The organism is Streptomyces sp. NPDC111628 (genome assembly GCF_055635195.1).
This window is the reverse complement of record NZ_JBVKBZ010000002.1, coordinates 610737-636425: the sequence shown is the minus strand read 5'-3', so window position 1 is coordinate 636425 and position 25689 is coordinate 610737. Positions and strand designations below refer to the sequence as shown.

The following is a 25689-nucleotide window of genomic DNA, read 5'->3' as shown; positions in this document are numbered from 1 at the left end:
CGCGGCCGGCCTACGCGGCCTTGTCGAGGGCCGGGCGCTCGAACTGGGTGCGGTGCAGTTGGGCGTAGCGGCCGTCGGCCGCGAGGAGCTCCTCGTGGGTGCCGCTCTCCACGATGCGGCCGGCCTCGACGACCAGGATGCGGTCGGCCGCCCGGACCGTGGACAGCCGGTGCGCGATCACCACGGCCGTCCGGCCCTGGAGTGCGTCGGTGAGCGCTTCCTGGACGGCCGCCTCGGAGGTGTTGTCGAGGTGGGCGGTGGCCTCGTCGAGGATGACGACGCGCTGGCGGGCCAGCAGCAGCCGGGCGATGGTCATGCGCTGGCGTTCGCCGCCGGAGAGCCGGTAGCCGCGCTCGCCGACCACGGTGTCGAGCCCGTCCGGCAGGGACCGTACGAGGTCGGCGAGGCGGGCCCGGCGCAGCGCCTCCCACAGCTCGCCCTCGGTGGCGCCCGGCCTGGCGAGGAGCAGGTTGGCCCGGACGGTGTCGTGGAAGAGGTGGCCGTCCTGGGTGACCATGCCGACGGTGTCGCGCAGCGACCGGGTGCTCAGTTCGCGCACGTCGACGCCGCCGACGCGGACGGTGCCGCCGTCGGTGTCGTACAGGCGCGGCAGCAGCTGGGCGATGGTGGACTTGCCGGCGCCGGACGATCCGACGAGGGCGATCGTCTGCCCCGGTTCCGCGCGGAAGGAGAGGCCGTGCAGGACCTCTTCGCCGCCGCGGGTGTCCAGGGTGGCGACCTCTTCGAGGGAGGCGAGGGAGACCTTGTCGGCGGAGGGGTAGCCGAAGCGGACGTCGTCGAACTCGACGGCGACGGGGCCGGCGGGGACCGGGCGGGCGTCGGGCTTCTCGTCGATGAGCGGGGCCAGGTCCAGCACCTCGAAGACCCGCTCGAAGCTGACGAGGGCGCTCATGACCTCCACGCGGGCCCCGGCGAGCGCGGTGAGCGGCGCGTACAGGCGGGTCAGCAGCAGGGCCAGCGCCACGACGGCGCCCGCGTCCAGGGTGCCGCGCAGGGCGAAGAAGCCGCCGAGGCCGTAGACGAGGGCCAGGGCGAGGGCGGAGACCAGGGTGAGCGCGGTGATGAAGGCGGCCTGGGCGGTGGCGGTGCGCACCCCGATGTCGGCGACGCGGCGGGCCCGGTCGGCGAACTCGGCGGACTCCTCCTCCGGGCGGCCGAACAGCTTGATCAGGGTGGCGCCGGGCGCCGAGAAGCGCTCGGTCATGCGGGTGCCCATGGCGGCGTTGAGGGCGGCGGCCTCGCGCTGCATGCGGGCCATGCGGCGGCCCATCCGGCGCGCCGGGAGCACGAACACCGGGAGCAGCACCAGGGCGAGCAGGGTGATCTGCCAGGACAGGGTCAGCATCACCGCGAGGGTGAGCAGCAGGGTGACCACGTTGCTGACCACGCCGGAGAGGGTGTTGCTGAAGGCCCGTTGGGCGCCGATGACGTCGTTGTTGAGACGGGAGACGAGCGCTCCCGTACGAGTACGTGTGAAGAACGCGACCGGCATGCGCTGCACATGATCGAACACGGCCGTCCGCAGATCGAGGATGAGTCCCTCCCCGAGCGTCGCCGAGAGCCTGCGGGAGAAGATGCCGAGCACCGCCTCCGCGACGGCGATGAGCGCGATGAGCAGCGCGAGGCGGACCACCGTGCCCTCGTCGCCGTCCGACACGATCGCGTCGACGACCTTTCCGGCCAGCACCGGGGTGGCGACGGCGAGCAGTGCGGTCGCCATCCCGAGCAGCACGAAGCGGACGATGCGGCGGCGGTGCGGGCGGGCGAACGCGCCGATGCGGCGCAGCGTGGCGCGGGCGAAGGGGCGGCGCTCGTCTTTGGCGTTCATGACGCTGTACAGCTGCGTCCACGCCGTGGTCTCCATACTCATGCCGACGACCGTAGAACCTCGACCAACGTTGAGGTCAAGACGGCACGGTCCGCGGTCCGTAAGCCCGAATCCGCGCGTCGGCCACCCGTAGTTGGCGCGCCTGGGGGAATGTCTTGTGCTGTGACGACTGCGGTTCGAGCCTCCGAGAAGCCACTTCTGCACCGTTTCCCGGTCCGACGGATCCTGTGTGTGCTCCCGCTGCTCCTGGTGGGCGTGGTCGCGGTGCGGCACCGGTCCGTGCTGGCCGACGGCTTCGGCCAGCTCGCCACGGCCCGGTGGCCCTGGCTGCTGGCCGCGGCCGGCGCGACCTGTCTGACCTGGGTCGCCGCCGCCTGCACCCGGCAGGGCGCGGTGGTGGAGCGGCTGCCCGCGCGGCGGCTGCTGGCCACCCAGTTCGCGGCCGGCGCGGCCAACCACCTGCTGCCGACGGGCCTGGGCGCGAGCGCGGTGAACCTGCGGTTCATGACGGTGTGCGGGCTGCCGCTGGCCCGTTCCTCGGCCGCGCTCGCGCTCTACCTGCTGGCGGAGAGCGTCGGCCGCCTCGCCGTACTGGGCGCCCTGCTGATCGCGTTCCCCGGCGCGCTGCGGCTCGGCACCCTGCTGCCCGAGGGGGCCGTGGGGCCGCTGCTGGTGGCCGCCGGCGCGGTCCCGGTCGTGGCGGCGGTGGTGCTGGCGCTGCTGCCGCGGCTGCGCGGGGCGCTGCTCTCCTTCCTGCGGACGGCACTGGGCGAGGCCCGGTCGGTGCATGCCCGCCCGGTTCGCGCGCTGGCGCTGTGGGGCGGCGCGCTGGCCTTTCCCCTGTTGCAGGCCTCGGCGCTGGTGCTGGTGGGGCGGTCGCTGGGGCTGCCGCTGCCGGCCGGACACATGGCGGTGGCGTATCTCGCGGCGACGGTCGCGGTGGCGCTGGTGCCCACGCCGGGCGGCATCGGTTCGGTCGAGGCGGCGCTGGTCGTGGCGCTGGTGGCGGCGGGCGGGCCGGCGGCCGTGGCCACGGCGGTGGTACTGGCGTTCCGGCTGCTGACGGTGTGGCTGCCGCTGCTGCCGGGGGCGCTGACGTTGGCGGCGCTGGTGCGGATGCGGGTGATCTGAGCGGCGGCCGGGCAGGTCATCCCGGGTGCGGTCGGGCGACGGTGACGTGGACCGGCCCGCCCCGGGGGTCGACCCGGTGCGTCCAGCGGGCCGTCAGCTTCAGCGGGCGGTGCGGGACGGCGGTGGTGGGGTGGAACCGCTCGCGGTGCAGGAGGCGGCCGTCCTGGGTGACGTACAGGGTGGGGCGGGGCAGCGGGACCGCCGTGCGCAGGAGGTAGGGGAGGCGGTCGTCCGGGGTGACGCGGTTGGGGGCGATGCGGAGCAGGGGCGGGCCGGCGAGGAGGGGGACGCCGCCGGGCCAGTACGGGTCCGCGGTGCCCGTGCCGTCCTGGAGCCACTCGCGTACGGCGGTCGCGGCGTGCGCGCCCTCGCGGGCCGCCGTGGCCGCGCTCTCGACCGCGTGCAGCAGGCTGCCGACCGCGAAGACGCCGGGCCGTGAGGTGCGCAGGGCGCCGTCCACGGCGGGGCCGCGGGTGCCGGGGTCCGGGGTCAGCGCGCCGCGCCGGACGAGTTCGTGGTCGGGGACGAAGTCGCCGGTGAACACCACCGTGTCGCAGGGCAGCACGGTGGTGCGGCCGTCGCGGTGCCGTACACGCACGCCCGACAGGCGCCCGCGGCCGAGGAGTTCGGTGACGGTGGTGCCGGTGAGCACGGGGGTGCGCTGTCGCAGCCGGGCCGGGAGGGCCCACGCGGGGGCGGCGGGGGCCCGGGGCAGCTCCGTGACCAGCGCGAGGACCTCCGCTCCGGCGGCGCGTACGGTGTCCGCGGCGGCGTGGGAGACGCCCTCGGCGCCGACGATCACCGCGCGGGAGCCGATGTGCTGCCCGTACAGGTGGACCGCCTGCTGGAGTTCGCCGGTGGTGTATACGCCGGCGGGGCGGGTGCCGGGGACGAGGCGGGCGGCGCGGGGGCGTTCGCGGGCGCCGGTGGCCAGGACCACCGCGCGGGCGGCGAGGGTGTCCGCGCCCTGGGGTCCGACCGTGGTGAGGGCGCGCGGGCCCGCCCAGTCGAGGGCGGTGACGCCGGTGCGCAGGTCGGCTCCGGCGCGGGCGGCCGCGTCGGCGAGGCGGCGGGCGAGGGCCGGGCCGGTCAGGACGTGCGGCCGGTCGCCGAAGCCCCGGTGCGCGCAGTGTCTGGGGACTCCCCCGGGCGACTGCTCGCGCTCCAGGACCACGACGTGGGCGCCGGTCCGCGCGAGCCGGGCGGCGGCCGTGAGCCCGGCGGGCCCGGCTCCCACCACCAGGGCGTCGGCCTGTCGACTTGTCACCCCTGTGCCTCCTCGAACAACGCGCGTACCGCCGCCCCGCAGTAGAAGCCCTGGCAGCGGCCCGCCCGGGCCCGGGTGCGGCGGCGCAGTCCGTCCAGGGAGCGGGGCGGGACCGGCCCGGCGAGGGCGTCGCGGATCTCGCCGCGGGAGACGCGTTCGCAGTGGCAGACCAGGGTGCCGTACTCCGGGTCGGCGGCGACCAGGTCGGGCCGCTGGTGCGGGCGGGGGAAGGCCTCGCCGAGGTTCGGCATGCGGACCGGTTCGAGCGGGCGCCGGGGGCCGAGGTCGAGGCCGGTGTCCGCGAGGAGGCCGGTGACGTGCGCGGCGATGGCGAGGGAGGCGGTGAGGCCGGTGGAGCGGATGCCGCCGACGGCGACGTAGCCCTGGTGGGGGTGGGCGGCGATCCGGTAGTCGTCGTGCTCGGTGGCGGCGCGCAGGCCCGCGTAGACGGCGGTGACCTCCTCCTCCATCAGGGCGGGGAGGATACGGCGGCCCTGTGCGCGCAGGCGCCGCAGCCCCTCGGCCGTCGAGCCCGTGTCGCCCTTGTCGTCCAGGTCCTCGGCGGTGGGGCCGAGCAGGACGTTGCCGTAGACGGTGGGGGCGACCAGGACGCCCTTGCCGAGGGCGGTGGGGACGGGCAGCAGGATGTGGCGGACCAGGGCGCGGGCGAACGTGTCGTGGACGACGAGCTGGCCCCGGCGCGGGGTGACGGTGAAGTCGTCGTGGCCGAGGCTCCGGTCGAGGGTGTCGGCGTGCAGTCCGGCGGCGTTGACGAGCCGCCGGGCGTGCAGGGGGCCGCGCGGGGTGTCGAGCCGGTGGACGCCGTCCGTGCGACCGGCGTGGGTGACCGGCGCTTCGAGGTGCAGGTCGACTCCGGCACGGACCGCCTGGGTGGCGTACGCGAGGGTCGTCGTCCACGGGCAGATGATGCTCTCGCCGGGTATGTGCAGGGCGCCGAGCGCGCCGGGGCCGAGGTGGGGTTCGCGGGCGTACAGCTCGGCGGCGCCGAGGAGGCGGGTGTCGTGGCACTCGTTGCGGCGGGCCTTCTCGGCGAGGCGGGGCAGCGCCGCGAGCTGCTCCTCGTCCCAGGCGACGAGCAGGGCGCCGACGCGTTCTACGGGGATGCCCGACTCGGCGGCGTAGGCGGCGAGTTCGCGGGAGCCCTCGCGCACGAGCCGGGCCTCCAGCGAGCCGGGCACCGCGTCGAACCCGGTGTGCAGGATGGCGGTGTTCGCCTTGGAGGTGCCCTGTCCCACGTCGTCCTGCGCCTCCACGAGGGCGACGCGCAGCCCCGGGTGGTGTGCGAGCCGCCGGGCGACCGCGCACCCGACGACCCCGGCCCCGACGATCGCCACGTCGTACGGCTCGACGGGCGGCGCCCCCGACACGGTGACGGTCACGCGGGGCCCCCGGCGAGCAGCGCGGTGACCGCCTCGCGGAAGCGGGTGCGGCGTTCGGTGGCCTCGTCGGTGGTGATGCGGGGCTCGTACACGGTGGTGGGTCCGGCGGTGGGGAGCGCCTCGGCGAGGGTGAGGGACGGGTCCGCGCCGAGCCGGGCGAGGGTGCCGACGCCGAGCGCGGTGGCGTCGGGCAGCGCGGACACCTCGACGGGGCGTTGCAGCAGGTCGGCCTGGGTCTGCATGAGGAGCACGGAGCGGGTGAGGCCGCCGTCGACGCGCAGGACCGTCAGCGGGGTGCCGAGGTCGGTCGCGGCGGCGTCGGCGAGTTCGGCGACCTGGGCGGCGAGGCCCTCGACCAGGGCGCGCACCAGGTGCCCGGGGGCGGTGTCCAGACCGAGGCCGGTGAGCGAGCCGCGCAGGTCGCCGCGCCACCAGGGGGCGGCCAGCCCGGCCAGTGCCGGGACGAAGGTGACGCCGCCGGTGTCGGGCACCGTGGCGCCCACGGGGTCGAGGTCGGCCGCGCCGCTGATGACGCCGAGACCGGTGAGCCAGCGTACGGCGGAGGCGGCCGTGTACACCTGGCCGTCCAGGCAGTGGTCGGCTCGGCCGCCGAGCCGCCAGGCGACGCAGGCGGCCAGGCCCGAGGCGCCCCGGCGCGGTGTGCCGCCGGTGTGGGCGAGGAGGAAGGCACCGGTGCCGTAGGTGCACTTGGCGGTGCCGGGTTCGGTGACGCGCTGGGCGAGCAGCGCGGCCTGCTGGTCGACGGCGAGCCCGGTGAGCGGGAGTTCGGGCCCGAAGGCGCGCGTCGTGCCGACGTGGGCGGCGTTGTCCACGACGGCCGGGAGCCGTTCGCCGGTCAGGCCGTACAGCTCGAGGGCGCGCGGCGACCACTCGGCGCGGTCGAGGTCGAGGAGCTGGGTGCGGGAGGCGGTCGCGGCGTCCGTGACGTGGGCGCCGGTGAGGCGGTGGACCAGCCAGCTGTCGGAGGTGGTGACCTGTCCCGCGCGGGTGAGGTGCCGTCGTATCCAGGCCATTTTCGGCGCGGCGAAGTACGGGTCCAGGGGCAGGCCGGTGAGGTGGCGCAGTTCGTCGGCGTGGCCGTCGAGTTCGGCGCAGAGGGATGCCGCCCGGCGGTCCTGCCAGACCAGTGCGTCGGTGAGCGGGCGGCCGGTGTCCGGGTCCCAGGCGAGCACCGTCTCGCCCTGGTTGGCCAGGCCCAGCGCGGTGACCGGCTCACCGGCGTCGGCGAGCGCCCGGTGCCCGGCGTCGACCACCGAGCCGTACAGCTCCTCCGGGTCCACCTCCACCAGGCCGCCGGGCAGGTACCGGGGCCGGACCTCGGCGAATCCGGTGCCGACGACGCCCCGTTCGGGGCAGATCACCAGCGCCTTGGTGCCGGACGTGCCCTGGTCGACGGCGAGTACCGCGTCCGGCATCCACACCTCCCGGCTCCCGCGCCGAGGGTCTCGGCGATCACTGCGCGCCAGCCTGCCCGCACGGACACACCGCGTCAAGGGTGACTGACTGTCAGTCAGTTCGCCCTGGTGGCAACGGTTTTGCGCCGCTGTGGCAAAAGTGAACAGAGGCGGAACCTCCGCCTCTATAGTGTGCGCCGACCGCTCGACCACCGCACCGCCGCCCCCGGGGAGGGCTGTTTGTCACGCCATGCTGCCGTACGGTCCGTTCCGCTCCTCGCAGCGGGCGTGTGATGGCCAGGGACGGAGCACAGCCCGCCTACGACCCCGCCGGACACGACACCGCGCTGCGCTCGGCCCTCCAGGAGGTGCGGGCCGGGCGCTGGATGTCGATGCGCATCCTGCTGGAGCAGACCGGCACCTGGTCGCAGTGGACGCGGCGCACCCAGGTGCTGGCCGCCTCAGCGGCCGGTACGGATGTGGTGCGGGCCTGGCTCGCCGAGGAGCCGCACAGCGTGGCGGCGGCGGTGATGCACGCCCGGGTGGTCGTGGAGCGTGCGCTGCGGGCGCACCGCGAGGCCCATCCCCGCACGCGCGAACTGTGGCTGCAGGCCTGGCACGCCTGCGACGCGGCGACGCGGGCCGCGCCCCACGACCCGGTGCCGTGGGTGTGTCTGCTGGCGCTGGCCCGGCTGGACGAGGGCCTGCGCTGGGAGGAGCACCGGATGGCGCCGCCGGAGCCGATGCTGCCGCCGGGACCGTGGGGGCTGCTCGCCGAGGCCGGAAAGCGCGACCCGTACAACCGGGAGGCGCACCACCGCATGCTGCAGTTCTTCTATCCGCGCGGCGGCTCCGAACGCCTCGCCCAGGCGGCGGGGTTCGCGCACTGGGCGGCGGGGTCGGCGCCGCCGGGCTCGGCGCTGCACGTGCTGCCGCTGTACGTGCGGGTGGAGCGCTACCGCCGTTCGGGCGCGCGGGAGGCGGCACTGGATCTGCACTGGGTGGCGGAGGACGCCACCCGTGAGGCCCGGCAGGCGTTCGACTCCTGGTTCACGCTCTCCCCGCTGGACGAGCGGTCGCTGCCGGACCTGAACCACCTGGCCCACGCCCTGTGGGGCGCCCTCCGGTTCCGGGAGGCGAACCAGGTGTTCGACGCGCTCGGACCCTACTGGACGCCGCTGCCCTGGGCCTGCCGGGCCCCGGGCGACGGTTCGGCCGGGCGGGCGGTGGAGGTGTTCCTCCAGGCCCGCACGCGCAGCCGTTCGGCCGCCCGCGGCCGTGGCCACGGCCGACGGCGCCCCTGACCCCCCACTCTTCCGTCCCCGGAGGTTTGCCATGCCCCGCCCCTCTGAACCGTCCGCCACCGACGAGGAACAGCGCCTGCGCGAACTCGGCTACCGGCCGGTGCTGGCCCGCCGTATGGGCGGCTTCGGCAACTTCGCGATCAGCTTCTCGGTGATCTCGATCCTCTCCGGCTGCATGACCCTGTACGGCTTCGGCATGGGCACCGGCGGCCCCGCCGTGATGCTGTGGGGGTGGGCGGGCGTCGGCCTGTTCGTGCTGTGCGTCGGGATGGCGCTGGCCGAGGTCACCAGCGCGTACCCGACCTCGGGCGCGCTGTACTACATGGCCGACCGGCTCGGCGGCCGCCGCTGGGGCTGGTACACCGGCTGGCTGAACCTGCTGGGGCTGCTCGGCGCGATCGCCGGCATCGACTACGGGGCGGCGCTGTTCACCGGCGCGTTCCTGAACCTCCAGTGGGGTTTCGAACCGACGCCGGAGAAGACGATGCTGATCTTCGTCGTGATCCTGCTGCTGCACGCCACCCTCAACCTCTTCGGCGTGCGGCTGGTCAGTGTGCTCAACTCGGTCAGCGTGTGGTGGCACCTGGCCGGTGTCGCGCTGATCGTCGGCGCCCTGGTGATCGTCCCCGACCACCACCAGTCGCCGTCCTTCGTCTTCACCGAGTTCGTCAACGACACCGGCTGGGAGAACCCGCTGTACGTGGCGGCGATCGGCCTGCTGCTCGCGCAGTACACCTTCTCGGGCTACGACGCCTCCGCCCACCTGTCCGAGGAGACCTCGAACGCCTCGGTGTCGGCGGCGCGCGGCATCGTGCGGGCCATCTGGGTGTCGTGGCTGGCGGGTTTCGTCCTGCTGGCGGGACTGACCTTCGCGATCCAGGACTACGACGCGACCCGCGACACCGCGACCGGGGTGCCGCCCGCGCAGATCCTCCTGGACGGGCTGGGCACGGACGGCGCGAGCGCGCTGCTGCTCGTGGTGATCGTGGCGCAGTTGTTCTGCGGCAACGCCGAGGTGGCCGCCGCCAGCCGGATGGTGTTCGCGTTCAGCCGGGACGGCGCCCTGCCCGGCTCGTCGCTGTGGCGCAAGGTCTCCGCCCGCACCCAGACCCCGGTCGCCGCGGTGTGGCTGTCGGTGGCGGTGGCCTGTCTGCTGGCGCTGCCGTCCCTGTACTCGGCGACGGCGTACGGCGCGGTGACCGCCATCAACGTCATCGGCATCACCCCGGCGTACGCCATCCCGGTGCTGCTGCGGCTGCGGGCCGGCGACCGGTTCACGCCGGGGCCCTGGAACCTGGGCCGGTGGAGCAGGCCGGTCGGGTGGGTCGCGGTGGTGTGGGTGGCGTTGGTCACCGTGCTGTTCTGCCTCCCCCAGTCGTCCCCGGTGACGGTCGGCACGATGAACTACGCCGCCGTCGCCCTGGTCGTCGTACTGGTTTTGGCCACGGTGTGGTGGTTCGTCGCCCGCCGTTCGTACGGCACGCCGACGACCGCGGCCTACGGCGACGACCGTGAACAGGCGGAACTCGCCGAGGGCATCGTCTGAAACGCCCCGTTCCGCTCCTCGGCGCGGTACGGAACACCGCCCGGAATACGGCAGGATGAGCCCTCGCGCCGGTCGAACTGCCTTGCGGTTCGGCCGGGTCGCGCATCCCCGACATCCCGTAGACATCCCGTAGGCGTTCCGTTGGAGGCGGCCGGTGACCGAGGACCTGACCATGGACCATCTGCTGCCCGCCGGCATCGCGCTGGGGGCGGGTCTGCTGGGCGCGTTCCTGCTGCGGCTGCTGCTGCGCTGGCTGGCGGGCCATGCCGGGCGCACCCGCTGGGGCGGCGACGACGTGATCGTGGCCGCGCTGCGCACGATGGCGCCGTGGGCGGCGATCGCGGCCGGGGTGGCCGGTGCGGCGGCGGCGCTGCCGCTGACGCGGACGGTGCAGCACAGCGTCAACCAGGTGCTGCAGGTGCTGCTGATCTTCGTGGCGACGGTGACGGCGGCACGGGTGGTGGCCGGTCTGGTGCGGACGGTGACGGTGTCGCGGTCCGGGGTCGCCGGGTCGGCCACGATCTTCGTCAACATCACCCGGATCCTGGTGCTGGCCATCGGCTTCCTGGTGATGCTGCAGACGCTGGGCGTGTCCATCGCGCCGATGCTCACCGCCCTGGGCGTGGGTGGTCTGGCGGTCGCGCTGGCCCTCCAGGACACGCTGGCCAACCTCTTCGCGGGCATCCACATCCTCGCCTCCAAGACCGTGCAGCCGGGCGACTACATCCAGCTCAGCAGCGGCGAGGAGGGCTACGTCGAGGACATCAACTGGCGCCAGACCACCGTGCGCGAGCTGTCCAACAACCTGGTGGTGATCCCGAACGGGCAGCTCGCGAAGTCGAACATGACCAACTTCATGCGACCCGAGCAGCGGCTCACGGTCCTGGTCCAGGTCGGGGTGTCCTACGACAGTGACCTGGACCACGTGGAGCGGGTGACGACCGAGGTGATCGCCGAGGTGATGGCGGAGGTCAGCGGCGCGGTGCCGGACCACGAGCCGGCGATCCGCTTCCACACCTTCGGCGACTCGCGGATCGGTTTCACGGTGATCCTGGGCGTGGGCGAGTTCAGCGACCAGTACCGGATCAAGCACGAGTTCATCAAGCGGCTGCACCGGCGCTACCGCGCGGAGGGCATCCGGATCCCGTCGCCCGCCCGGACGGTCGCGCTCCAGCAGGGGGCCGTGGTCCTGCCGCAGCAGCGGGCGGGCGAGGAGATCGTCCCGCTCCCCTGAGCGCTACGTGGCCGGAATCTCCGTGCGACCCCTGTCGAGCCCGGGTCGATCACGAGATATCTTGATGTCGAGCAATGTTGCAGACGTGGAGCGGAGCACCCGGTGACTGACTCGACCATCATCTATACACACACTGACGAGGCCCCGGCCCTGGCGACGTATTCGTTCCTGCCGGTGGTCCGGGCGTACGCCTCGCAGGCGGGTGTCGCGGTCGAGACCCGCGACATCTCGCTGGCCGGCCGCATCATCGCCCTGTTCCCGGAGTACCTCACCGAGGACCAGCGCATCCCGGACGCCCTCGCCGAGCTGGGCGAGCTGGCCAAGACGCCCGCCGCCAACATCATCAAGCTGCCGAACATCTCGGCGTCCATCCCGCAGCTCAAGGCCGCCGTCGCCGAGCTGCAGGGCCAGGGCTACGCGCTGCCGGCCTACCCGGACGACCCGAAGACCGACGAGGAGCGCGACGTCCGCGCCCGCTACGACAAGGTCAAGGGCTCCGCGGTCAACCCGGTCCTGCGCGAGGGCAACTCCGACCGGCGCGCCCCGGCGTCGGTGAAGAACTACGCCAAGACCCACCCGCACCGCATGGGCGCCTGGACCGGCGAGTCCAGGACCAACGTGACGACCATGGGCGAGAACGACTTCCGTTCCACCGAGAAGTCCGCGGTGATCGCCGAGGACGGCACCCTGCGGATCGAGCTGGTCGGCGACGACGGCACCACCACGGTGCTGCGCGAGTCGGTGCCGGTGAAGAAGGACGAGGTCGTCGACGCCTCCGTGCTGCGCGTCGCCGCGCTGCGCGAGTTCCTCACCGCGCAGGTCGCCCGCGCCAAGGCCGAGGGCATCCTCTACTCGGTGCACCTGAAGGCCACGATGATGAAGGTCTCGGACCCGATCATCTTCGGCCACGTGGTCCGCGCCTTCTTCCCGAAGACCTTCGCCCAGTACGGCGACGTGCTCGCCAAGGCCGGTCTCACCCCGAACGACGGCCTGGGCGGCATCTACAAGGGCCTGGAGTCCCTGCCCGAGGGCGCCGAGATCAAGGCGTCCTTCGACGCGGAGCTCGCCGAGGGCCCGGAGCTGGCCATGGTCGACTCCGACAAGGGCATCACCAACCTGCACGTGCCCTCGGACGTCATCATCGACGCGTCCATGCCGGCCATGATCCGCACCTCCGGTCACATGTGGGGCGCGGACGGCGGCGAGCACGACGCCCTCGCCGTGATCCCGGACTCCTCCTACGCCGGTGTGTACCAGGCCGTCATCGAGGACTGCCGCGCCAACGGCGCCTACGACCCCTCCACCATGGGTTCGGTCCCGAACGTGGGCCTCATGGCGCAGAAGGCCGAGGAGTACGGCAGCCACGACAAGACCTTCGAGATCCCCACCACGGGCACCGTCCGCCTGGTCGACGCCGCGGGCAACGCCGTGCTGGAGCAGACGGTCTCCGCCGGTGACATCTTCCGCGCCTGCCAGACCAAGGACGCGCCGATCCGCGACTGGGTGAAGCTGGCCGTGACCCGCGCCCGCGCCACCGGCGACCCGGCCGTGTTCTGGCTGGACGAGGGCCGCGCCCACGACGCCAACCTGATCGCCAAGGTGAAGACCTACCTGTCGGAGCACGACACCGAGGGCCTGGACATCCGGATCCTCAACCCGGTCGAGGCCACCAAGCTGTCGGTGGAGCGCATCCGCCGCGGCGAGAACACCATCTCGGTGACCGGCAACGTGCTGCGCGACTACCTGACCGACCTGTTCCCGATCCTGGAGCTGGGCACCAGCGCCAAGATGCTGTCGGTCGTCCCGCTGATGGCGGGCGGCGGCCTGTTCGAGACCGGTGCCGGCGGCTCGGCCCCGAAGCACGTGCAGCAGCTGGTCAAGGAGGACTACCTGCGCTGGGACTCCCTGGGCGAGTTCTTCGCGCTGGTGCCGTCCCTGGAGCAGTACGCCGAGGCCACCGGCAACACCAAGGCCAAGGTCCTCGCCGACACCCTCGACCGGGCCACGGCGACCTTCCTCAACGAGGACAAGTCCCCGACCCGCCGCGTCGGCGGCATCGACAACCGCGGCAGCCACTTCTTCCTGTCCCTGTACTGGGCGCAGGAGCTGGCGAAGCAGACCGACGACGCGGACCTGGCCAAGGCCTTCGCCCCGCTCGCCGAGACGCTCACCGCGAGCGAGCAGAAGATCGTCGAGGAGCTGAACGCCGTCCAGGGCAAGCCTGCCGAGATCGGCGGCTACTACCAGCCCGACCCGGCGAAGGCCGCCGAGGTCATGCGCCCGTCGGCCACCTGGAACGAGGCGCTGGCGTCCTTCGCCTGATCCTCACCGGGCCCGCACGGACCCCCGCACCCCGTCTCCGTCCCCTCGGAGGCGGGGTGCCGCCTCTTCACCACTCCCGTGGGGCGATCAGCTCCTCCGGGTCCGCGTCCGGGAAGCCGTAGGCCTGGGCGACGAACCAGAAGGCCTCGCCGATCTCCTCCCGGGCCGTGGTCTCGATCTCGCTGCCCGCCTCCTCGAAGGCCGCCTCCAGCTCGTTGAACTCCTCGGTGGCCGCGTGGGTCAGCGCGTAGAGCGCCTCCAGCCCGGCCGGCCGGTCCGCCTCGACGCGGGCACACAGCCGGAGCAGGATCTCGCTGCCCCGGTCCACCAGGTGATCGGGGAAGTAGTCGTCCTCGTACAGATCCCCCAGAAACCGATGTGCGGTCACCCGCTGATTGGTGATCGGCATGACGCCCCCTGTCCTCGCTGCCCCGCATCGTCCCCGCGATCCTGCCGCACCCCACTGACAACGCCCCGGGAGCCGCCCCGTGACCGACACCCCGCCCGCCTTCGAGCTGCTGCCGGGCGCCCCGCGCTCCCCCGTCCTGCTGCACGTGCCGCACTCCTCCCGCGAGGTTCCGGCCGACGTCCGGACCGGGCTCGTCCTGTCCGACGCGGAGCTGGAGCGGGAACTGGACCACATGACCGACTCGCACACCGCGGAGATCGCCGGGCGGGCCGCCGGACTGGCCGGTCTCACGCCCTGGCGGTTCGTGAACCGGATGTCGCGGCTGGTGGTGGACCCGGAGCGGTTCCCGGACGAGCGGGAGGAGATGACGGCCGTCGGGATGGGCGCCGTGTACACGCGGACCTCGCACCGCGAGGTGCTGCGCGCCGCGGACACGGACCCCGCGCCGCTGATCGAGCGGTACTTCCGGCCGTACGCGCGGGCGATGACCGAGGCCGTCGCCGACCGGATCGCGGCCACCGGCCGGGCTGTGATCGTCGACGTGCACTCCTACCCGGCCGAGCCGCTCCCCTACGAACTGCACGGCGAGGGCCCGCGCCCGCCCGTCTGCCTGGGCACCGACGCCTTCCACACGCCGCCCGAGCTGCTCGCCGCGGCCCGGGAGGCGTTCGCCCCCTGCGGGGAGACCGGCCTGGACAGCCCGTTCGGCGGGACGTACGTGCCGCTGGACTTCTACGGCACGCGGAGCGAGGTCGGTGCGCTGATGGTGGAGATCCGCCGGGACACCTACATGACGGAGCCGGGCGGTCCGGCCGGGCCGGGGCTGTCCCGGCTCGCCGGGTCGCTGGCGGCGCTCGTCGACGCCGTGTCGGGCTGAGGACGAGCGGCCGGTCCACACCGCCTGGAGTCCGGTCCCCACCGGCTGGAGCACTCCCGCGCGACAGCCGGGCGGGTGCGCGGCGAGGGTGGGGGGATGACGCAGGAGACCACCACGCTCACCGGCCAGTCGCCGCCCCCGGTACGGGACTGGCCCGCACTCGACCTGGACGGTCCGCAGTTCGATCCGGTCCTCGCCGATCTGATGCGCGAGGGGCCGCTGACCCGCGTCCGGCTCCCGCACGGCGAGGGCTGGGCCTGGCTGGCGACGCGGTACGACGACGTGAAGGCGATCACGAACGACGTGCGCTTCGGACGGGCCGAGGTGACCCGCCGTCAGATCACCCGCCTCGCACCGCACTTCAAGCCGCGCCCCGGCTCGCTCGCCTTCGCCGACCAGCCCGACCACAACCGGCTGCGGCACGCGGTCGCGGGTGCCTTCACCGTCGGCGCCACGAAGCGGCTGCGGCCCCGGGCGCAGGAGATCCTCGACGGGCTGGTGGACGGCATCCTGGCCGAGGGCCCCCCGGCCGACCTGGTCGAGCGGGTCCTGGAGCCCTTCCCGATCGCCGTCGTCAGCGAGGTGATGGGCGTGCCGGCCGCCGACCGGGAGCGCGTGCACTCCTGGACCCGGCAGATCATCTCGACCTCCGGCGGCGCCGAGGCCGCCGAGCGGGCGAAGCAGGGCCTGTACGGGTGGATCACGGAGACCGTCCGTGCCCGGGCCGGCAGCGACGGCACCGACGTGTACGCGATGCTCGGCGCCGCCGTGCGCCGCGGCGAGGTCGGCGAGACGGAGGCCGTCGGGCTCGCGGGGCCGCTGCAGATCGGCGGCGAGGCCGTCACGCACAACGTCGGCCAGATGCTGTACCTGCTGCTCACCCGCCCCGAGCTGATGGCGCGGATGCGCGAGCGGCCCGAGGCGCGCGGCGCGGCGCTGGACGAGCTGCTGCGCTGGATCTCGCACCGCACGTCGGTGGGCCTCGCCCGCATCGCCCTGGAGGACGTCGAGGTGCACGGGACGCGCATCGCCGCCGGTGAGCCGGTGTACGTCTCGTACCTGGCCGCCAACCGCGATCCGGACGTCTTCCCCGACCCGGACCGCATCGACCTGGACCGCGACCCCAACCCGCACCTGGCGTACGGCAACGGGCACCACTTCTGCACCGGCGCCGTGCTCGCCCGGATGCAGACCGAGCTGCTCGTCGACACGCTCCTCGACCGGCTGCCGGGGCTGCGGCTCGCGGTCCCGGCCGAGCAGGTGGCCTGGCGCCGCAAGACCATGATCAGGGGCCCGCGCACGCTGCCCTGCGCCTGGTAGCCCCGCACCTGGTCACCCGCACCCGGCGGGCGGCGCGCTCAGGCCCGCAGCCACTCCGTCACGACCACCTCCCGGCCGGTCCGCAGCCGCAGTGCGAACGGACCGGCGGGCGGGGCGTCGCCGGTGAAGCGGCCCATGTCGTCCGCCGTCAGCCGCGCGTGGGCCCGCGGGCCGCTCAGCACCTCGATCCCGGCGGGACCCGGCGGCAGCAGCTGGCCGATCAGACCGTCCGCGGTCACCTCGACGTCGACGGTCACCGCGTCCGTGCGGAAGGTCAGCATCCGCGGCGGGTCCGTCTCCCCCCTGACGGGGATGCCGTCCACCAGCGAGTCGAAGGTCAGCTCGGCGACGCGGGCGTCCAGGTCGTGCAGGACGAAGGCGTCGACGGCGATCCGCCGCAGCTCGGCCGGGACCGGGTCCAGGATCGCGGCGGCCTGCCGCAGCTCCTCCTCCAGGAGACCGTCGTGCAGCTCCCCGTCACGCGCGTCGTGCGCGTCCTGGGCGTCGTGCTCGTCGTGCTCGTCGTGCTCGTCGTTCAGATCGCTCATTTCGTCCCCCGTGCCTCCAGCCGGGCCCGCAGCCGGCGCAGACAGCGCTGGCGCATCGGCCCGATGCTGCCCACCGCGATACCCAGCGCGGCGGACACCTCCTGATAACTGGGCGGTGGCGAGGAGATCAGCACCCGCAGCAACTGGCGGCACCGCTCGCCCAGTTCCTCGAACTCCTGCCACAGCAGCCGTACGCGCTCGGTCTGCGCGGCGGCCTCCTCGGAGTCGAGCACCGACTCCTCCGGCGTACGGTCCTCACTCGGCCGGTCGAGCAGCTGTGGATCGTCGGTCGGCGTCCACCGCTTGGAGGCCCTGAGCAGCTTCAGGCACTCGTGCCGTGCCGTGCTCGCCAGCCAGGAGCCGGTCTTCTCCGGTTCCCGGATCCGCCCCAGGTGCTGGGCGAACCGGAACCAGGCGGTCTGGTACACCTCGTGCGCGTCGGCGTCGGACAGCCCGTGCGACCTGGCCACGGACCACACGAGCGGGCCGAGTCCGTCCACCAGTGACTTCCAGGCCGCCGCGTCCCCGTCGGCCGCCGACTGGACGAGCGCCCCGACATCTGCACGGTCCACGGTCCCACCCCTCGTGTACGACCTGCCATCGTACGCCGTGGAGTGGATGGTTCCGACCGTCAGCAGGCCGTTCACGACCCGCCTTCCGACGGGTCGACGGGGACCGGGCGCCAGGTGGGCGGCAGCAGCGCGGGCACGTGCGCCCCGCGCACCTCCGCGTACTCGGTGTTGGCCGCGAGCAGTTGCCGGCCGGCCGCGCGCGGGTCGGTCTCCTTGTGCGCCGTCATGCGGGAGGCGACCAGCCCCGCGACCACGGGGGTGGCGAAGGAGGTGCCGCTCCACTGTGCGTGCCCCTCGAACATCACCTGGTCCGGCTTGGCGGGTGCCTCGCCCGGCTCGCTCAGCACCCCGTTGTGCCGGGGGTACTGGCAGGTGCAGGCATAGGTGAAGCCGAACCGGCAGGCGTCGTAGGTGGAATGCTGGTAGACGTACGGCACGGGCGTCCCGAAGCCGGTGAGGGCGCTGGTGAGGCGCTCGCCGGGGGCGTAGGCCCGCACCCAGCCGCCGTGGTTGCTGAAGCAGGCGCCGAACTCGCCGTCGGAGCGCAGCGCCCCGATCGACAGCACCGAGTCCTCCCAGCCGGGCAGGGTGGCGTAGGCGGCGGGCCAGAAGGGCGTGGCGCTGGCGTTGTTGCCCGCGGCGGCGACCAGCAGGGTGCGCTGGTCGCGGAGTTCCTCCATGAAGGCGTGGACGCCGAGCAGGCCGTCGGTGCGGCCGTTGGAGGTGCCGGCGGAGAGGCTGAGGACCTCGGGCCAGCCGCCGCGGTCGACGGCCTCGAAGAGCTTCTCGCCCAGCTCCGACTCCAGGATCGCGCCCGCGTCGTTGAGGGTGTTGCGGACCGTCACCTCGGTGTTGGGCGCGACGGCGGCGACGAGCCCGGCGATGAAGGTGCCGTGTCCGACGTACTGACAGAGGACGCCGTCGTCGCCGCACTCCCTGATCTGGGCGTCGCCCTCGGTGTGGGCCAGCAGCGGGTAGGACCGGTAGTCGTGCATGAGGCCGGTGTCGATGACGAGGACGCCGACGGCGGTCGCGGCGTCGTACGGCGTCCCGTCGGCGGCCGGGTTGGGCGGCTCGCTCAGCGGGACGGGGACGGGCTCGTCGCCGGGGCAGGCGTTGACGGCGATCGAGACGACGTGGTTGCGGCTGATCAGCCGGCGGCCCGCGCGGCCCTCCACCGTCCTGAGGGAGCGCAGGGCGTGGGCGACGGTGGGGTCGCCGTCGCGGGCACCCTCCCCGGGGTCGGCGACCTGGATGCGGGTGATGCCGGTGCGGTTGGACTCGGGGCTCGCCCGGCGCACGTGGTCCGGGGTGAGTCCGGCCATCGTGGTGAAGTGGTCGCGCACGGTGTCCTCGACGAGCCGGGCCTCCTCGCCGTCGCGGGCGAGGACGACGCCCTTCTCGTAGAAGAACTCGGCGGAGTCGTCCGGGCCCATCGCCAGCGGGACGTCCGGCATCGAGCGCTGGATCTGGTCGAACTGCTCGCGGAATCGCTGTGGTGCCATTCTTGTCCTCCACTGTGGCGGTGGCGGTGACGACGGCCGGGGCCTCGGGCGTGACCGCGGGTGTGACCGAGGATGTGACCAGGGTGGTGCCGGCGGTCGTCAATCAGAGTCCCGGGGCGGCCGATTGATACAGACTCGAACCTGTGGGGCGTGGTTCCGGAGCACTACCATCCGTGGGGTGACAGCGCGAAACGACTCGGTTCTCGACCTGCTGCCGATGGTGTTCGCCGCCCCGGGCGAAGCGCTGACGCGGGCGGAGGAGTTGCTCGGCGCCGATCCCTCGCCGCTGCACGCCTCGGTCGCCCATCAGGTGATCGGCATCTGGCAGCGGGACTTCGGCGACACCCGGCGCGCCCTGGCCCATCTGCGGCGCGCCCGCGACCTCGCCGCCCGCGCGGACTCGGCCGAGCGGGAGGCGGACGTCCTGGCCACGCTCGGGGTCGCGCTGGTGCACGCCGGGCGTACGCGGGCGGGACTGGAGGCGTTCGAGCGGGGCGTGGCGCGCGGGAGCGGCCACACGCGTGCGCGGGTGCTGTTCCGGCGGGCGTACGTGTGGTGGGTGCTCGGCCGGCACGGCGAGGCGCTGGAGGACGTACGGCGGGCGATTCCGGTGCTGCGGCAGGCGGAGGACGTGATCTGGACGGCGCGGGCGCTGACACTGCGGGCGACCGTGCACCTGGCGCTGGGCTCGGTGGAGCGGGCGGACGCCGACTTCACCGCTGCGGAGGCGCTGTGGGACACCACGGGCCAGGAACACGACAAGGCCGACGCGGTGGAGAGCCGGGGTCTGGCGGCCTTCCGGTCGGGTGACGTACCCGCGGCGCTGCGGCTCCTCGACGAGGCGGAGGAGCGGTACGCGAAGCTGGGCACGCCGACGTTCATGCTCACCATCCGGCGCTGCGAGGTGCTGATGGCGGCGGGGCTCGCCACCGAGGCGCTGGCGGAGGCGGACGGGGCCGTGGCGGCGCTGGACGGGATCGGCGGGCAGTCCACCCGCAAGGCGGAGTTGCTGCTGGTGGCCGCGCGGGCGGCCCGGCTGGCGGACGAGCCGCAGACCGCGCTGGCGCGCGCGGCCGTCGCGGTGCGGCTGTTCGCCGGGCAGCGGCGCACCTGGTACGAGACGCACGCCCGGCTGGTGCTGATCGAGGCGCGGGTCGCCACCGGGCGCGGGTCGGGGCGACTGGTCGCGGACGCGGCGGCGGTGGCGGAGCGGCTGGCGGCCTTCGGTGCGCCGGCCGCGCCGGAGGCTTCGCTCCTGGCGGGCCGGATCGCGCTGGACCTCGGCTGGACCGCGGACGCGGAACGGCATCTGGCGGTGGCCGCGCGCAGCCGGCACAGCGGGCCGCCGCTGGCGCGGATGACGGGCTGGGCGGCGCAGGCGCTGCGGGCGCGGGCGGCGGGGTCGGCGCGGGGCGTTCTTGAGGCCTGCCGGCGCGGTCTGGACGTCCTCGACGACCACCGGATGACGCTGGGCGCCTCGGAGCTGCGGGCCCGGGCCACCGCGCAGGGTGCGGAGCTGGCGGCGCTGGCGCAGCGGGCGTCGCTGGTCTCGGGCGGGCCGCGGCGACTGCTGGGCTGGAGCGAGCGCTGGCGGGCGACGGTGCTGTCGGCGCCGCCGACCCGGCCGCCGGCCGATCCGGTGCTGCTGACCGCCATGACGGCGTTCCGGGAACTGGCCGCCCGCGCGGAGGAGGCCCGCACCGACGGCGGCCGGCCCGCTCCCGCGCTGGAGCGCGAACAGCGGCGCCTGGAGCGGGAGATCCGCTCCCGCACCCTGCACATGCGGGGCGAGGCGCCCGGCGACGGCGACCGGTTCGACGTGCGGCGGCTGCTGCGGCGGCTGGGCGACGAGGTGCGGCTGGTGGAGCTGGCGGTGCTCGACGGGCGGGTGCACGTGCTGCTGTGCGGGCAGGGCCGGGTACGGCGCTTCGAGGCCGGGCTGCTGGCCGAGGCGGAACGGGAGGCCGAGCACGTTCAGGCCGGTCTGCGGCGGCTGGCCCATCCCGGTGCCGAGGCGCGGCTGCCCCTGGTGGAGGCGGCCGGCGCCCGCCTCCAGCACCTGCTGCTGGGACCGGCCGCGGCCCACCTCGGCTCCGGCCCGGTCGTCGTGGTCCCGCCGGGCCGGCTGCACCGGGTGCCGTGGGCGCTGCTGCCCGTCCTGCGGGAACGCGTCCTCAGCGTGTCGCCGTCGGCGAGCAGCTGGCTGCGCGCGAGGGACACCGCTCCCCCGCCCGGCGGCCGCCAGGTCCTGGTCCGCGGCCCGGGCCTGGCGAGCGGCGGCGCCGAGGTGCCGGAACTCTCCGAGCGGTACGCGGGGGCGCGGCCGCCGGGACGGGGGCGCGGAGGACGAGCAGAGCCGGCCGACATGCCTTCGGCGCCGCCCCAGGGCGAGCGGCGACCGGGGAACCACGGCGAACCGACCGGGTCACACCAAGTACCGCCACAGGGCGGACCGGACCGCGCCGAACACCCACAGCCGACCGGCCCGGCTGCCACGCCGCCGCAGGCCGCGCCGGACCACGGGAGCCACGGGAACCACGGGAAGCGCGGGAAGCGCGGAGAGCACGGGGTGCACGGAGAACCCGCCGGGCCGTACCAAGCACCCGCATCGGGCGGACCCGGTCGCACGGAGCAGGCACCGGCGGCCGGTACGTCTTCAGTGCCGCCGCAGGCCGGACCGGACCGCGGCGAACACGCACCGTCGCCCGGAGCGCGCCGGGTGCCGTCGCAGGGCGGGCCGTACCGCGGCGAGCACGGACGGCCCGCCGGGGCGCTCGCGGTGCCGCCGCGGGGCGGGCGGGAGCGCGGGGGGCTGGCTGAGCCGGCCGCGGCGGACGGCGACGGGAGGCGTGTTTCGCTGCTCGTCGACAGCGACGGCGGGGAGGTCGTCGGGCGGGAGGGCGACGCTGCCCGGCGGGCGCGTCCTGGTGCCCCCGGGGTCGCCGCCGTGCGGGGCGGGACCGTCGTGCTGGAGGGCGACGACGCACGGGTGCCCAGCGTGTTGCGGGAACTGGACGGGGCCGCGTTGGCGCACATCGCGGCGCACGGGACCTTCCGTGCGGACAGCCCGCTGTTCTCGTCGCTGCGGATGGCCGACGGGCCGCTCATCGTGCACGACTTCGAGCGGCTCGACCGCAGCCCGTACCGGATCATCCTGCCGTGCTGCGACACCGCGCGCTTCGCGTCGGTGGGCGCCGACGAGTTGCTCGGCCTGGTCACCGCGCTGCTGCCGCTGGGCACGGCCGGGGTGGTGGCGTGCACCGCGCCGGTCAACGACGCCGCGGTGGTGCCCCTGATGCTCGCGCTGCACAAGGGGCTGGAGGCCGGCCTGTCCCTGGCGGAGGCGCTGCGCGACGCGCGGGCCGCGCTGCCGGGCGACGCGGTGCACCAGGCGACGGGGTGGGCCTTCACGGCGTTCGGGGCGGCCTGAGCCCGCCACCCCAGTACCCGGTACGCGGCACCCGGCACCCGGCACCCGGCACCCGGCCGAAGGCTCAGGCGGGTTGGGACTCGGGCAGTTCCATGAGCCAGGGCAGGGCGCCGCGGTCGCGCGCTCCGAGGCGGGTGTAGGCGCCGTAGAGGTGGTTGCCGACGGTGCGGACGGAGAGGGTCAGCCGCTCCGCGATCTGCCGGTTGCTCAGGCCCGCGGCGGCGAGCGTGACGATCTGCCGCTGCCGGGCGGTGAGTTCGCCCAGCACCAGGCCGGACAGTGCGGGGGTGCGGGCGCCCTGGCAGCGCCGGGCGAGGGCGGCGGCCCGGGTCCGGGCGGTGCGGGCGGACCGGGGGTCGCGGTGGGCGCGTACCGCCTGGGCGCTCGCCTCGGCCGCGAACAGCAGGAATCCACGTCGCTCCAGCTCATCGGCGACCCGGTCGAGCGTCGGCCCGTCCTCCCGCGCGAGGGCGTCGGCGTGCACGGCGAAGACGCCGGTCAGCCGGCCGCCCGCGCGCTCGGGCGCGCCGAGCCGGACGGCGTCGTACGGATCGCCCCGGTGGAGCGTCCGGACCGCCTCGTCGAGGTCGCCGCGCGCGGCGGCGGCCCAGACGCCGGCACCGGCCGCCCCGTCGCCGTCGAGTCGTCCGTCGCCCGACTGTGCGACGGCCAGGGCGAGTTCGCCGAGGCAGGCCGGATCGCCTCGGTCGGTCCGCAGGCCCTCTCGGGCCCAGGCCGCGGCGTCGCGCAGCCGCCCGCCCAACAGGGCGAACCGGGCCCGCAGCGCCGCGTACCCGGCCGGCAGCGGCACTCCCTCCGCGGCCAGCCACTCCCCCACCGGCGCCTCGACCGGCCGTACGTCGGCCTGCTCGATACGCTGGGCGAGGGCGGCCCGCTCCGCCTCCAGGGCGGGGCCCGTCCGGTTCGGGGTGCGGGCCAGGCGCCGGGCCCGCAGCCGGCCCGCGGCGGCGCGCAGCACCGGGCCGTGCAGGGGGTGCGTGAGGCGGCCGGCGCCGTGGTCGTCGACAGTGACCAGGCCCTCGGCCTCCAGGTTCTCCAGGATCCGTACGTCGAGCGCGTCCAGGTCCAGGTCCAGGGGCAAGGGCTCGGCGAAGGCGAGGCGTTCGAGCGTCTCCCGCTCCTCGGTGCGGGGGCGGTCGAGTACCTGGGCGGTGCGCTCCCTGACCTCCGGGGTGATCGGCACGGGTCCGCGCCATGCCCACTGGTCCGTGTCCGGCACCGGCACGAGCCGGCCGCCCTCGCGGACGGCGGTCAGCAGTTCGCGCAGCAGCCGCAGGTCTCCCCGGCACAGGCGGTGCAGCCGGTCGACGGTGAGCGGCTCCAGGACGGTGTCCGCGCCGGCCGTGAGGAGTTCGGCGGTCTCCTCGCGCGGCAGCGGTTCCAGGGCGAGGCGCGGCAGCAGTTCCCCGGACCACAGCCGGGACACGGCGCCCGGCACGGGAGCACCGTCGGTGGCGACGACCAGGAGGCGGGTGCGGCCGTGCACGGCGAGCTGGTGCACGAGGGCGGCGGAGGCGGCGTCGAGCAGGTGCGCGTCGTCGACCAGCAGCAGCCGTACGCCGGACAGGAGTTGTACCGCGCGGTGCAGGGTGACGGTCTCGGGCAGCAGGTGGGCGAAGGCGGCGAAGGGGATGTCCCGGGTCTCGGGCGTCCCGGCGGCGCGGGCGCAGTCGGTGCCGCGCACGGCCTCCGTCACCAGCCTGGTCTTGCCCGCGCCCGCCGGGCCCGTCACGACGAGGCCGCCCCGTCCGGCCGCCACGGACCGGCGCACCAGCTCCAGTTCGTCCGCCCGCCCGGTGAACGGCCAGGGGGTCTCCAGCCTCTTCGCGTCCCGCAGAGAAGTCGTCACGGCAACATGAGTCGGCATACTCATCCCTGATACAGGGTGACTTGAGTACCCCCCGACTCAGGCGCCGGGACCGCGCCGGACGGCACCCTGATGGCCATGACCGCACGCTACTGCTCGCTCGCGCAGCAGCCTGCCCCGGTGCTTCCGCCGGGGCTGGCCGTCGAGCGCGTCGCCGCGCTCGTCGGCGGGCAGCGGATGTGGGTCAACGCCACCGTGCTGCACTACTGCTTCCTCGGCGGCGACACCGACGCCTCGGTGGTCCCGATGCCGGGTACCGGGCGGCCCCGGCGGGGTTCGTGGGCGGGGACCGAGGAGCAGCGGGACGTGGTGCGCGACTGCTTCCGGGAGTGGCAGGACCTCGGCATCGGCCTCGGCCTCGAAGAGGTCCGCGACCGGTCGGAGGCGGAGCTGCGCATCGGCTTCCAGCCCGGCGACGGGTCGTGGTCGGCGGTGGGCAAGGACGCGCTCGGGGTCGGTCTGAACGACCGCACGATGAACTTCGGCTGGGACCTGACCGCACCGGGCGAGCGGGCGACGGCCCTGCACCAGATCGGGCACGCGCTCGGCATGCTGCACGAGCACCAGAGCCCGTTCGCGGGCATCCTCTGGGACGACGAGGCCGTCTACGCCGAGCTGGCGGGCCCGCCCAACCACTGGAGCCGGGAGCGGACCTTCCACAACATCCTGCGCAAGCTCGACGGCGACGAGGCCAACGGCCCGGTCTGGGACCCGCAGTCGATCATGGAGTACCCGTTCTCCTCGGGCCTGATACTGGAGCCCGAGCACTACCGTTCCGGCCTGCGCCCGCCCGGTACGCTCTCCGCCGCCGACAAGGAGTTCGCCCTGCGCTGGTACCCGCCCACCGGCCGGCCCGGTCCGCTGGTGCCGTTCCGCTCGGTGCCGCTGGGTCTGGGGCCCGGCGAGCAGGCCGACTTCCGCGTGGATCCGCCGGAGACCCGCGCGTACACCGTGGGCACCTTCGGTGACAGCGACGCCGTCGTCGTCGTCTTCGAGGAGCGGGAGGGTGTGCCCCGCTACTTCGCCGGACAGGACGACGGGGGAACCTCCGGCAACGCCACGATCAGGGCCCGTTTCGTCAAGGGCCGCCGCTATGTCGTCCGGGTGCGCCTGTACTCCTCGTGGGGTGCGGGCGAGACGGCGGTCATGTACTGGTGACCGCGCGGCTCACAAGCACCCGTGCGCCGTGGCCACAGACCGGCGCCGGGGGCCGGCCGCGGCGCGCCGCCTTCGGGGGAGGGCGACGCGCCGCGGCACACGCCGTGTCCGCCGCTGGGGGGCGGCGGACACGGCGACTTCCGGATGTCTCGTCCCGTCAGGCGGGACGGCCCGCGAGGTGGCGGAGCCGAAGGCCGGGTGGGCGGTCAGGCGCCGCTCGATGAGGTTTGGCACGCCGGTCAGCGCCGCGGGGGCGGCGGCCCGGGTACTCCGGCACGCGATTCTGTGCGAGCAGGGCCCGTGACCGGGCGGGATTCCGCAGCCCGTCGACGCGGTAGCACACCGTAACGGTCTTCCCTGAGCCGCACCGCAGCCTGGCCGTGCCACTGTCCGGCAGCCGCCCAGGGGGAACAGCGTCGGGGTCGGCCGGCAGGCGGAGGACGGACCGACGCAGGATCTCCGTGGGCGGCCGCTCCACAAGGCGTTCACCGGCGGGGGGCCACCTGGGCCGGCG

General features: G+C 74.6%; 18 protein-coding genes. 9 read left to right on the top strand and 9 right to left on the bottom strand.

What is annotated here, in order from left to right; all coding sequences use genetic code 11:
• Positions 1 to 10: 10 nt before the first annotated feature.
• Positions 11 to 1885, bottom strand: coding sequence for an ABC transporter ATP-binding protein (locus tag ACZ7MF_RS10675; RefSeq protein WP_471477216.1), 1875 nt, complete (start codon positions 1883 to 1885; stop codon positions 11 to 13).
• Between the two features lie 195 nt (positions 1886 to 2080).
• On the opposite strand from ACZ7MF_RS10675, the gene ACZ7MF_RS10670 reads away from it, so the two are divergent.
• Positions 2081 to 2980: a lysylphosphatidylglycerol synthase transmembrane domain-containing protein gene (locus tag ACZ7MF_RS10670; RefSeq protein WP_471475798.1), complete on the top strand. Its 900-nt coding sequence runs from the start codon at positions 2081 to 2083 to the stop codon at positions 2978 to 2980.
• A gap of 16 nt (positions 2981 to 2996) precedes the next feature.
• Here the strand turns inward: ACZ7MF_RS10670 and ACZ7MF_RS10665 are convergent, their stop codons facing one another.
• From ACZ7MF_RS10665 to ACZ7MF_RS10655, 3 genes are read right to left on the bottom strand one after another with little or no spacing between them, the layout of a single operon-like run.
• Complete coding sequence (locus ACZ7MF_RS10665; protein ID WP_471475797.1) at positions 2997 to 4247, bottom strand: NAD(P)/FAD-dependent oxidoreductase; 1251 nt, start codon at positions 4245 to 4247, stop codon at positions 2997 to 2999.
• The gene (locus ACZ7MF_RS10660) at positions 4244 to 5647 is read right to left on the bottom strand and encodes an FAD-dependent oxidoreductase (protein ID WP_471475795.1); all 1404 of its coding nucleotides are present in this window, start codon (positions 5645 to 5647) and stop codon (positions 4244 to 4246) included. Before ACZ7MF_RS10660 ends, ACZ7MF_RS10665 begins: the two co-directional genes overlap by 4 nt.
• Positions 5644 to 7083 (bottom strand): FGGY family carbohydrate kinase, encoded by a 1440-nt coding sequence (locus ACZ7MF_RS10655; RefSeq protein WP_471475794.1) that lies wholly within the window; start codon positions 7081 to 7083, stop codon positions 5644 to 5646. The genes ACZ7MF_RS10660 and ACZ7MF_RS10655 overlap by 4 nt, the downstream gene beginning before the upstream one ends.
• A 272-nt stretch (positions 7084 to 7355) precedes the next feature.
• Between ACZ7MF_RS10655 and ACZ7MF_RS10650 the strand changes: the two genes are divergently transcribed.
• The 4 genes from ACZ7MF_RS10650 to ACZ7MF_RS10635 all read left to right on the top strand — a co-directional run bounded on the left by ACZ7MF_RS10650 (position 7356) and on the right by ACZ7MF_RS10635 (position 13468).
• A complete protein-coding gene (locus ACZ7MF_RS10650; protein ID WP_356865882.1) occupies positions 7356 to 8366 on the top strand; it encodes a hypothetical protein in 1011 nt (336 codons plus the stop codon).
• 31 nt (positions 8367 to 8397) lie between these two features.
• Positions 8398 to 9912 carry an amino acid permease gene (locus ACZ7MF_RS10645; protein ID WP_356865883.1) on the top strand — a complete coding sequence of 505 codons (1515 nt, stop codon included), beginning with the start codon at positions 8398 to 8400 and terminating at the stop codon, positions 9910 to 9912.
• 172 nt (positions 9913 to 10084) lie between these two features.
• The gene (locus ACZ7MF_RS10640; RefSeq protein WP_471477215.1) at positions 10085 to 11146 is read left to right on the top strand and encodes a mechanosensitive ion channel family protein; all 1062 of its coding nucleotides are present in this window, start codon (positions 10085 to 10087) and stop codon (positions 11144 to 11146) included.
• A 102-nt stretch (positions 11147 to 11248) separates the two neighbouring features.
• Positions 11249 to 13468, top strand: coding sequence for an NADP-dependent isocitrate dehydrogenase (locus ACZ7MF_RS10635; protein WP_471475792.1), 2220 nt, complete (start codon positions 11249 to 11251; stop codon positions 13466 to 13468).
• 67 nt (positions 13469 to 13535) lie between these two features.
• Here ACZ7MF_RS10635 and ACZ7MF_RS10630 read toward each other — a convergent pair whose 3' ends face one another.
• Positions 13536 to 13877, bottom strand: coding sequence for a DUF5713 family protein (locus ACZ7MF_RS10630; RefSeq protein ID WP_471475790.1), 342 nt, complete (start codon positions 13875 to 13877; stop codon positions 13536 to 13538).
• Between the two features lie 79 nt (positions 13878 to 13956).
• Here ACZ7MF_RS10630 and ACZ7MF_RS10625 point away from each other — a divergent pair, with 79 nt between their 5' ends.
• Positions 13957 to 14754, top strand: coding sequence for an N-formylglutamate amidohydrolase (locus tag ACZ7MF_RS10625; protein ID WP_471475789.1), 798 nt, complete (start codon positions 13957 to 13959; stop codon positions 14752 to 14754).
• Between the two features lie 96 nt (positions 14755 to 14850).
• Positions 14851 to 16074, top strand: coding sequence for a cytochrome P450 (locus ACZ7MF_RS10620; RefSeq protein ID WP_471475787.1), 1224 nt, complete (start codon positions 14851 to 14853; stop codon positions 16072 to 16074).
• Between the two features lie 38 nt (positions 16075 to 16112).
• Here ACZ7MF_RS10620 and ACZ7MF_RS10615 read toward each other — a convergent pair whose 3' ends face one another.
• From ACZ7MF_RS10615 to ACZ7MF_RS10605, 3 genes are all read right to left on the bottom strand, one after another.
• Positions 16113 to 16622: a hypothetical protein gene (locus ACZ7MF_RS10615; RefSeq protein WP_471475786.1), complete on the bottom strand. Its 510-nt coding sequence runs from the start codon at positions 16620 to 16622 to the stop codon at positions 16113 to 16115.
• Positions 16619 to 17194, bottom strand: a complete 576-nt coding sequence (locus ACZ7MF_RS10610; RefSeq protein WP_037923721.1) for an RNA polymerase sigma factor — start codon at positions 17192 to 17194, stop codon at positions 16619 to 16621. Before ACZ7MF_RS10610 ends, ACZ7MF_RS10615 begins: the two co-directional genes overlap by 4 nt.
• Positions 17195 to 17265: 71 nt before the next feature.
• Positions 17266 to 18699, bottom strand: coding sequence for a S8/S53 family peptidase (locus tag ACZ7MF_RS10605; RefSeq protein WP_356865898.1), 1434 nt, complete (start codon positions 18697 to 18699; stop codon positions 17266 to 17268).
• Positions 18700 to 18916: 217 nt separating this feature from the next.
• Here ACZ7MF_RS10605 and ACZ7MF_RS10600 point away from each other — a divergent pair, with 217 nt between their 5' ends.
• On the top strand, positions 18917 to 22129 hold the full coding sequence (locus ACZ7MF_RS10600; RefSeq protein WP_471477214.1) for a CHAT domain-containing protein: 3213 nt from the start codon (positions 18917 to 18919) through the stop codon (positions 22127 to 22129).
• A gap of 64 nt (positions 22130 to 22193) precedes the next feature.
• Here ACZ7MF_RS10600 and ACZ7MF_RS10595 read toward each other — a convergent pair whose 3' ends face one another.
• Positions 22194 to 24023: a LuxR family transcriptional regulator AbsR2 gene (locus ACZ7MF_RS10595; RefSeq protein ID WP_471475784.1), complete on the bottom strand. Its 1830-nt coding sequence runs from the start codon at positions 24021 to 24023 to the stop codon at positions 22194 to 22196.
• A 72-nt stretch (positions 24024 to 24095) separates the two neighbouring features.
• On the opposite strand from ACZ7MF_RS10595, the gene absR1 reads away from it, so the two are divergent.
• The gene (absR1, locus tag ACZ7MF_RS10590; protein WP_471475783.1) at positions 24096 to 25175 is read left to right on the top strand and encodes a beta-glucuronidase AbsR1; all 1080 of its coding nucleotides are present in this window, start codon (positions 24096 to 24098) and stop codon (positions 25173 to 25175) included.
• Positions 25176 to 25689 lie beyond the last annotated feature (514 nt).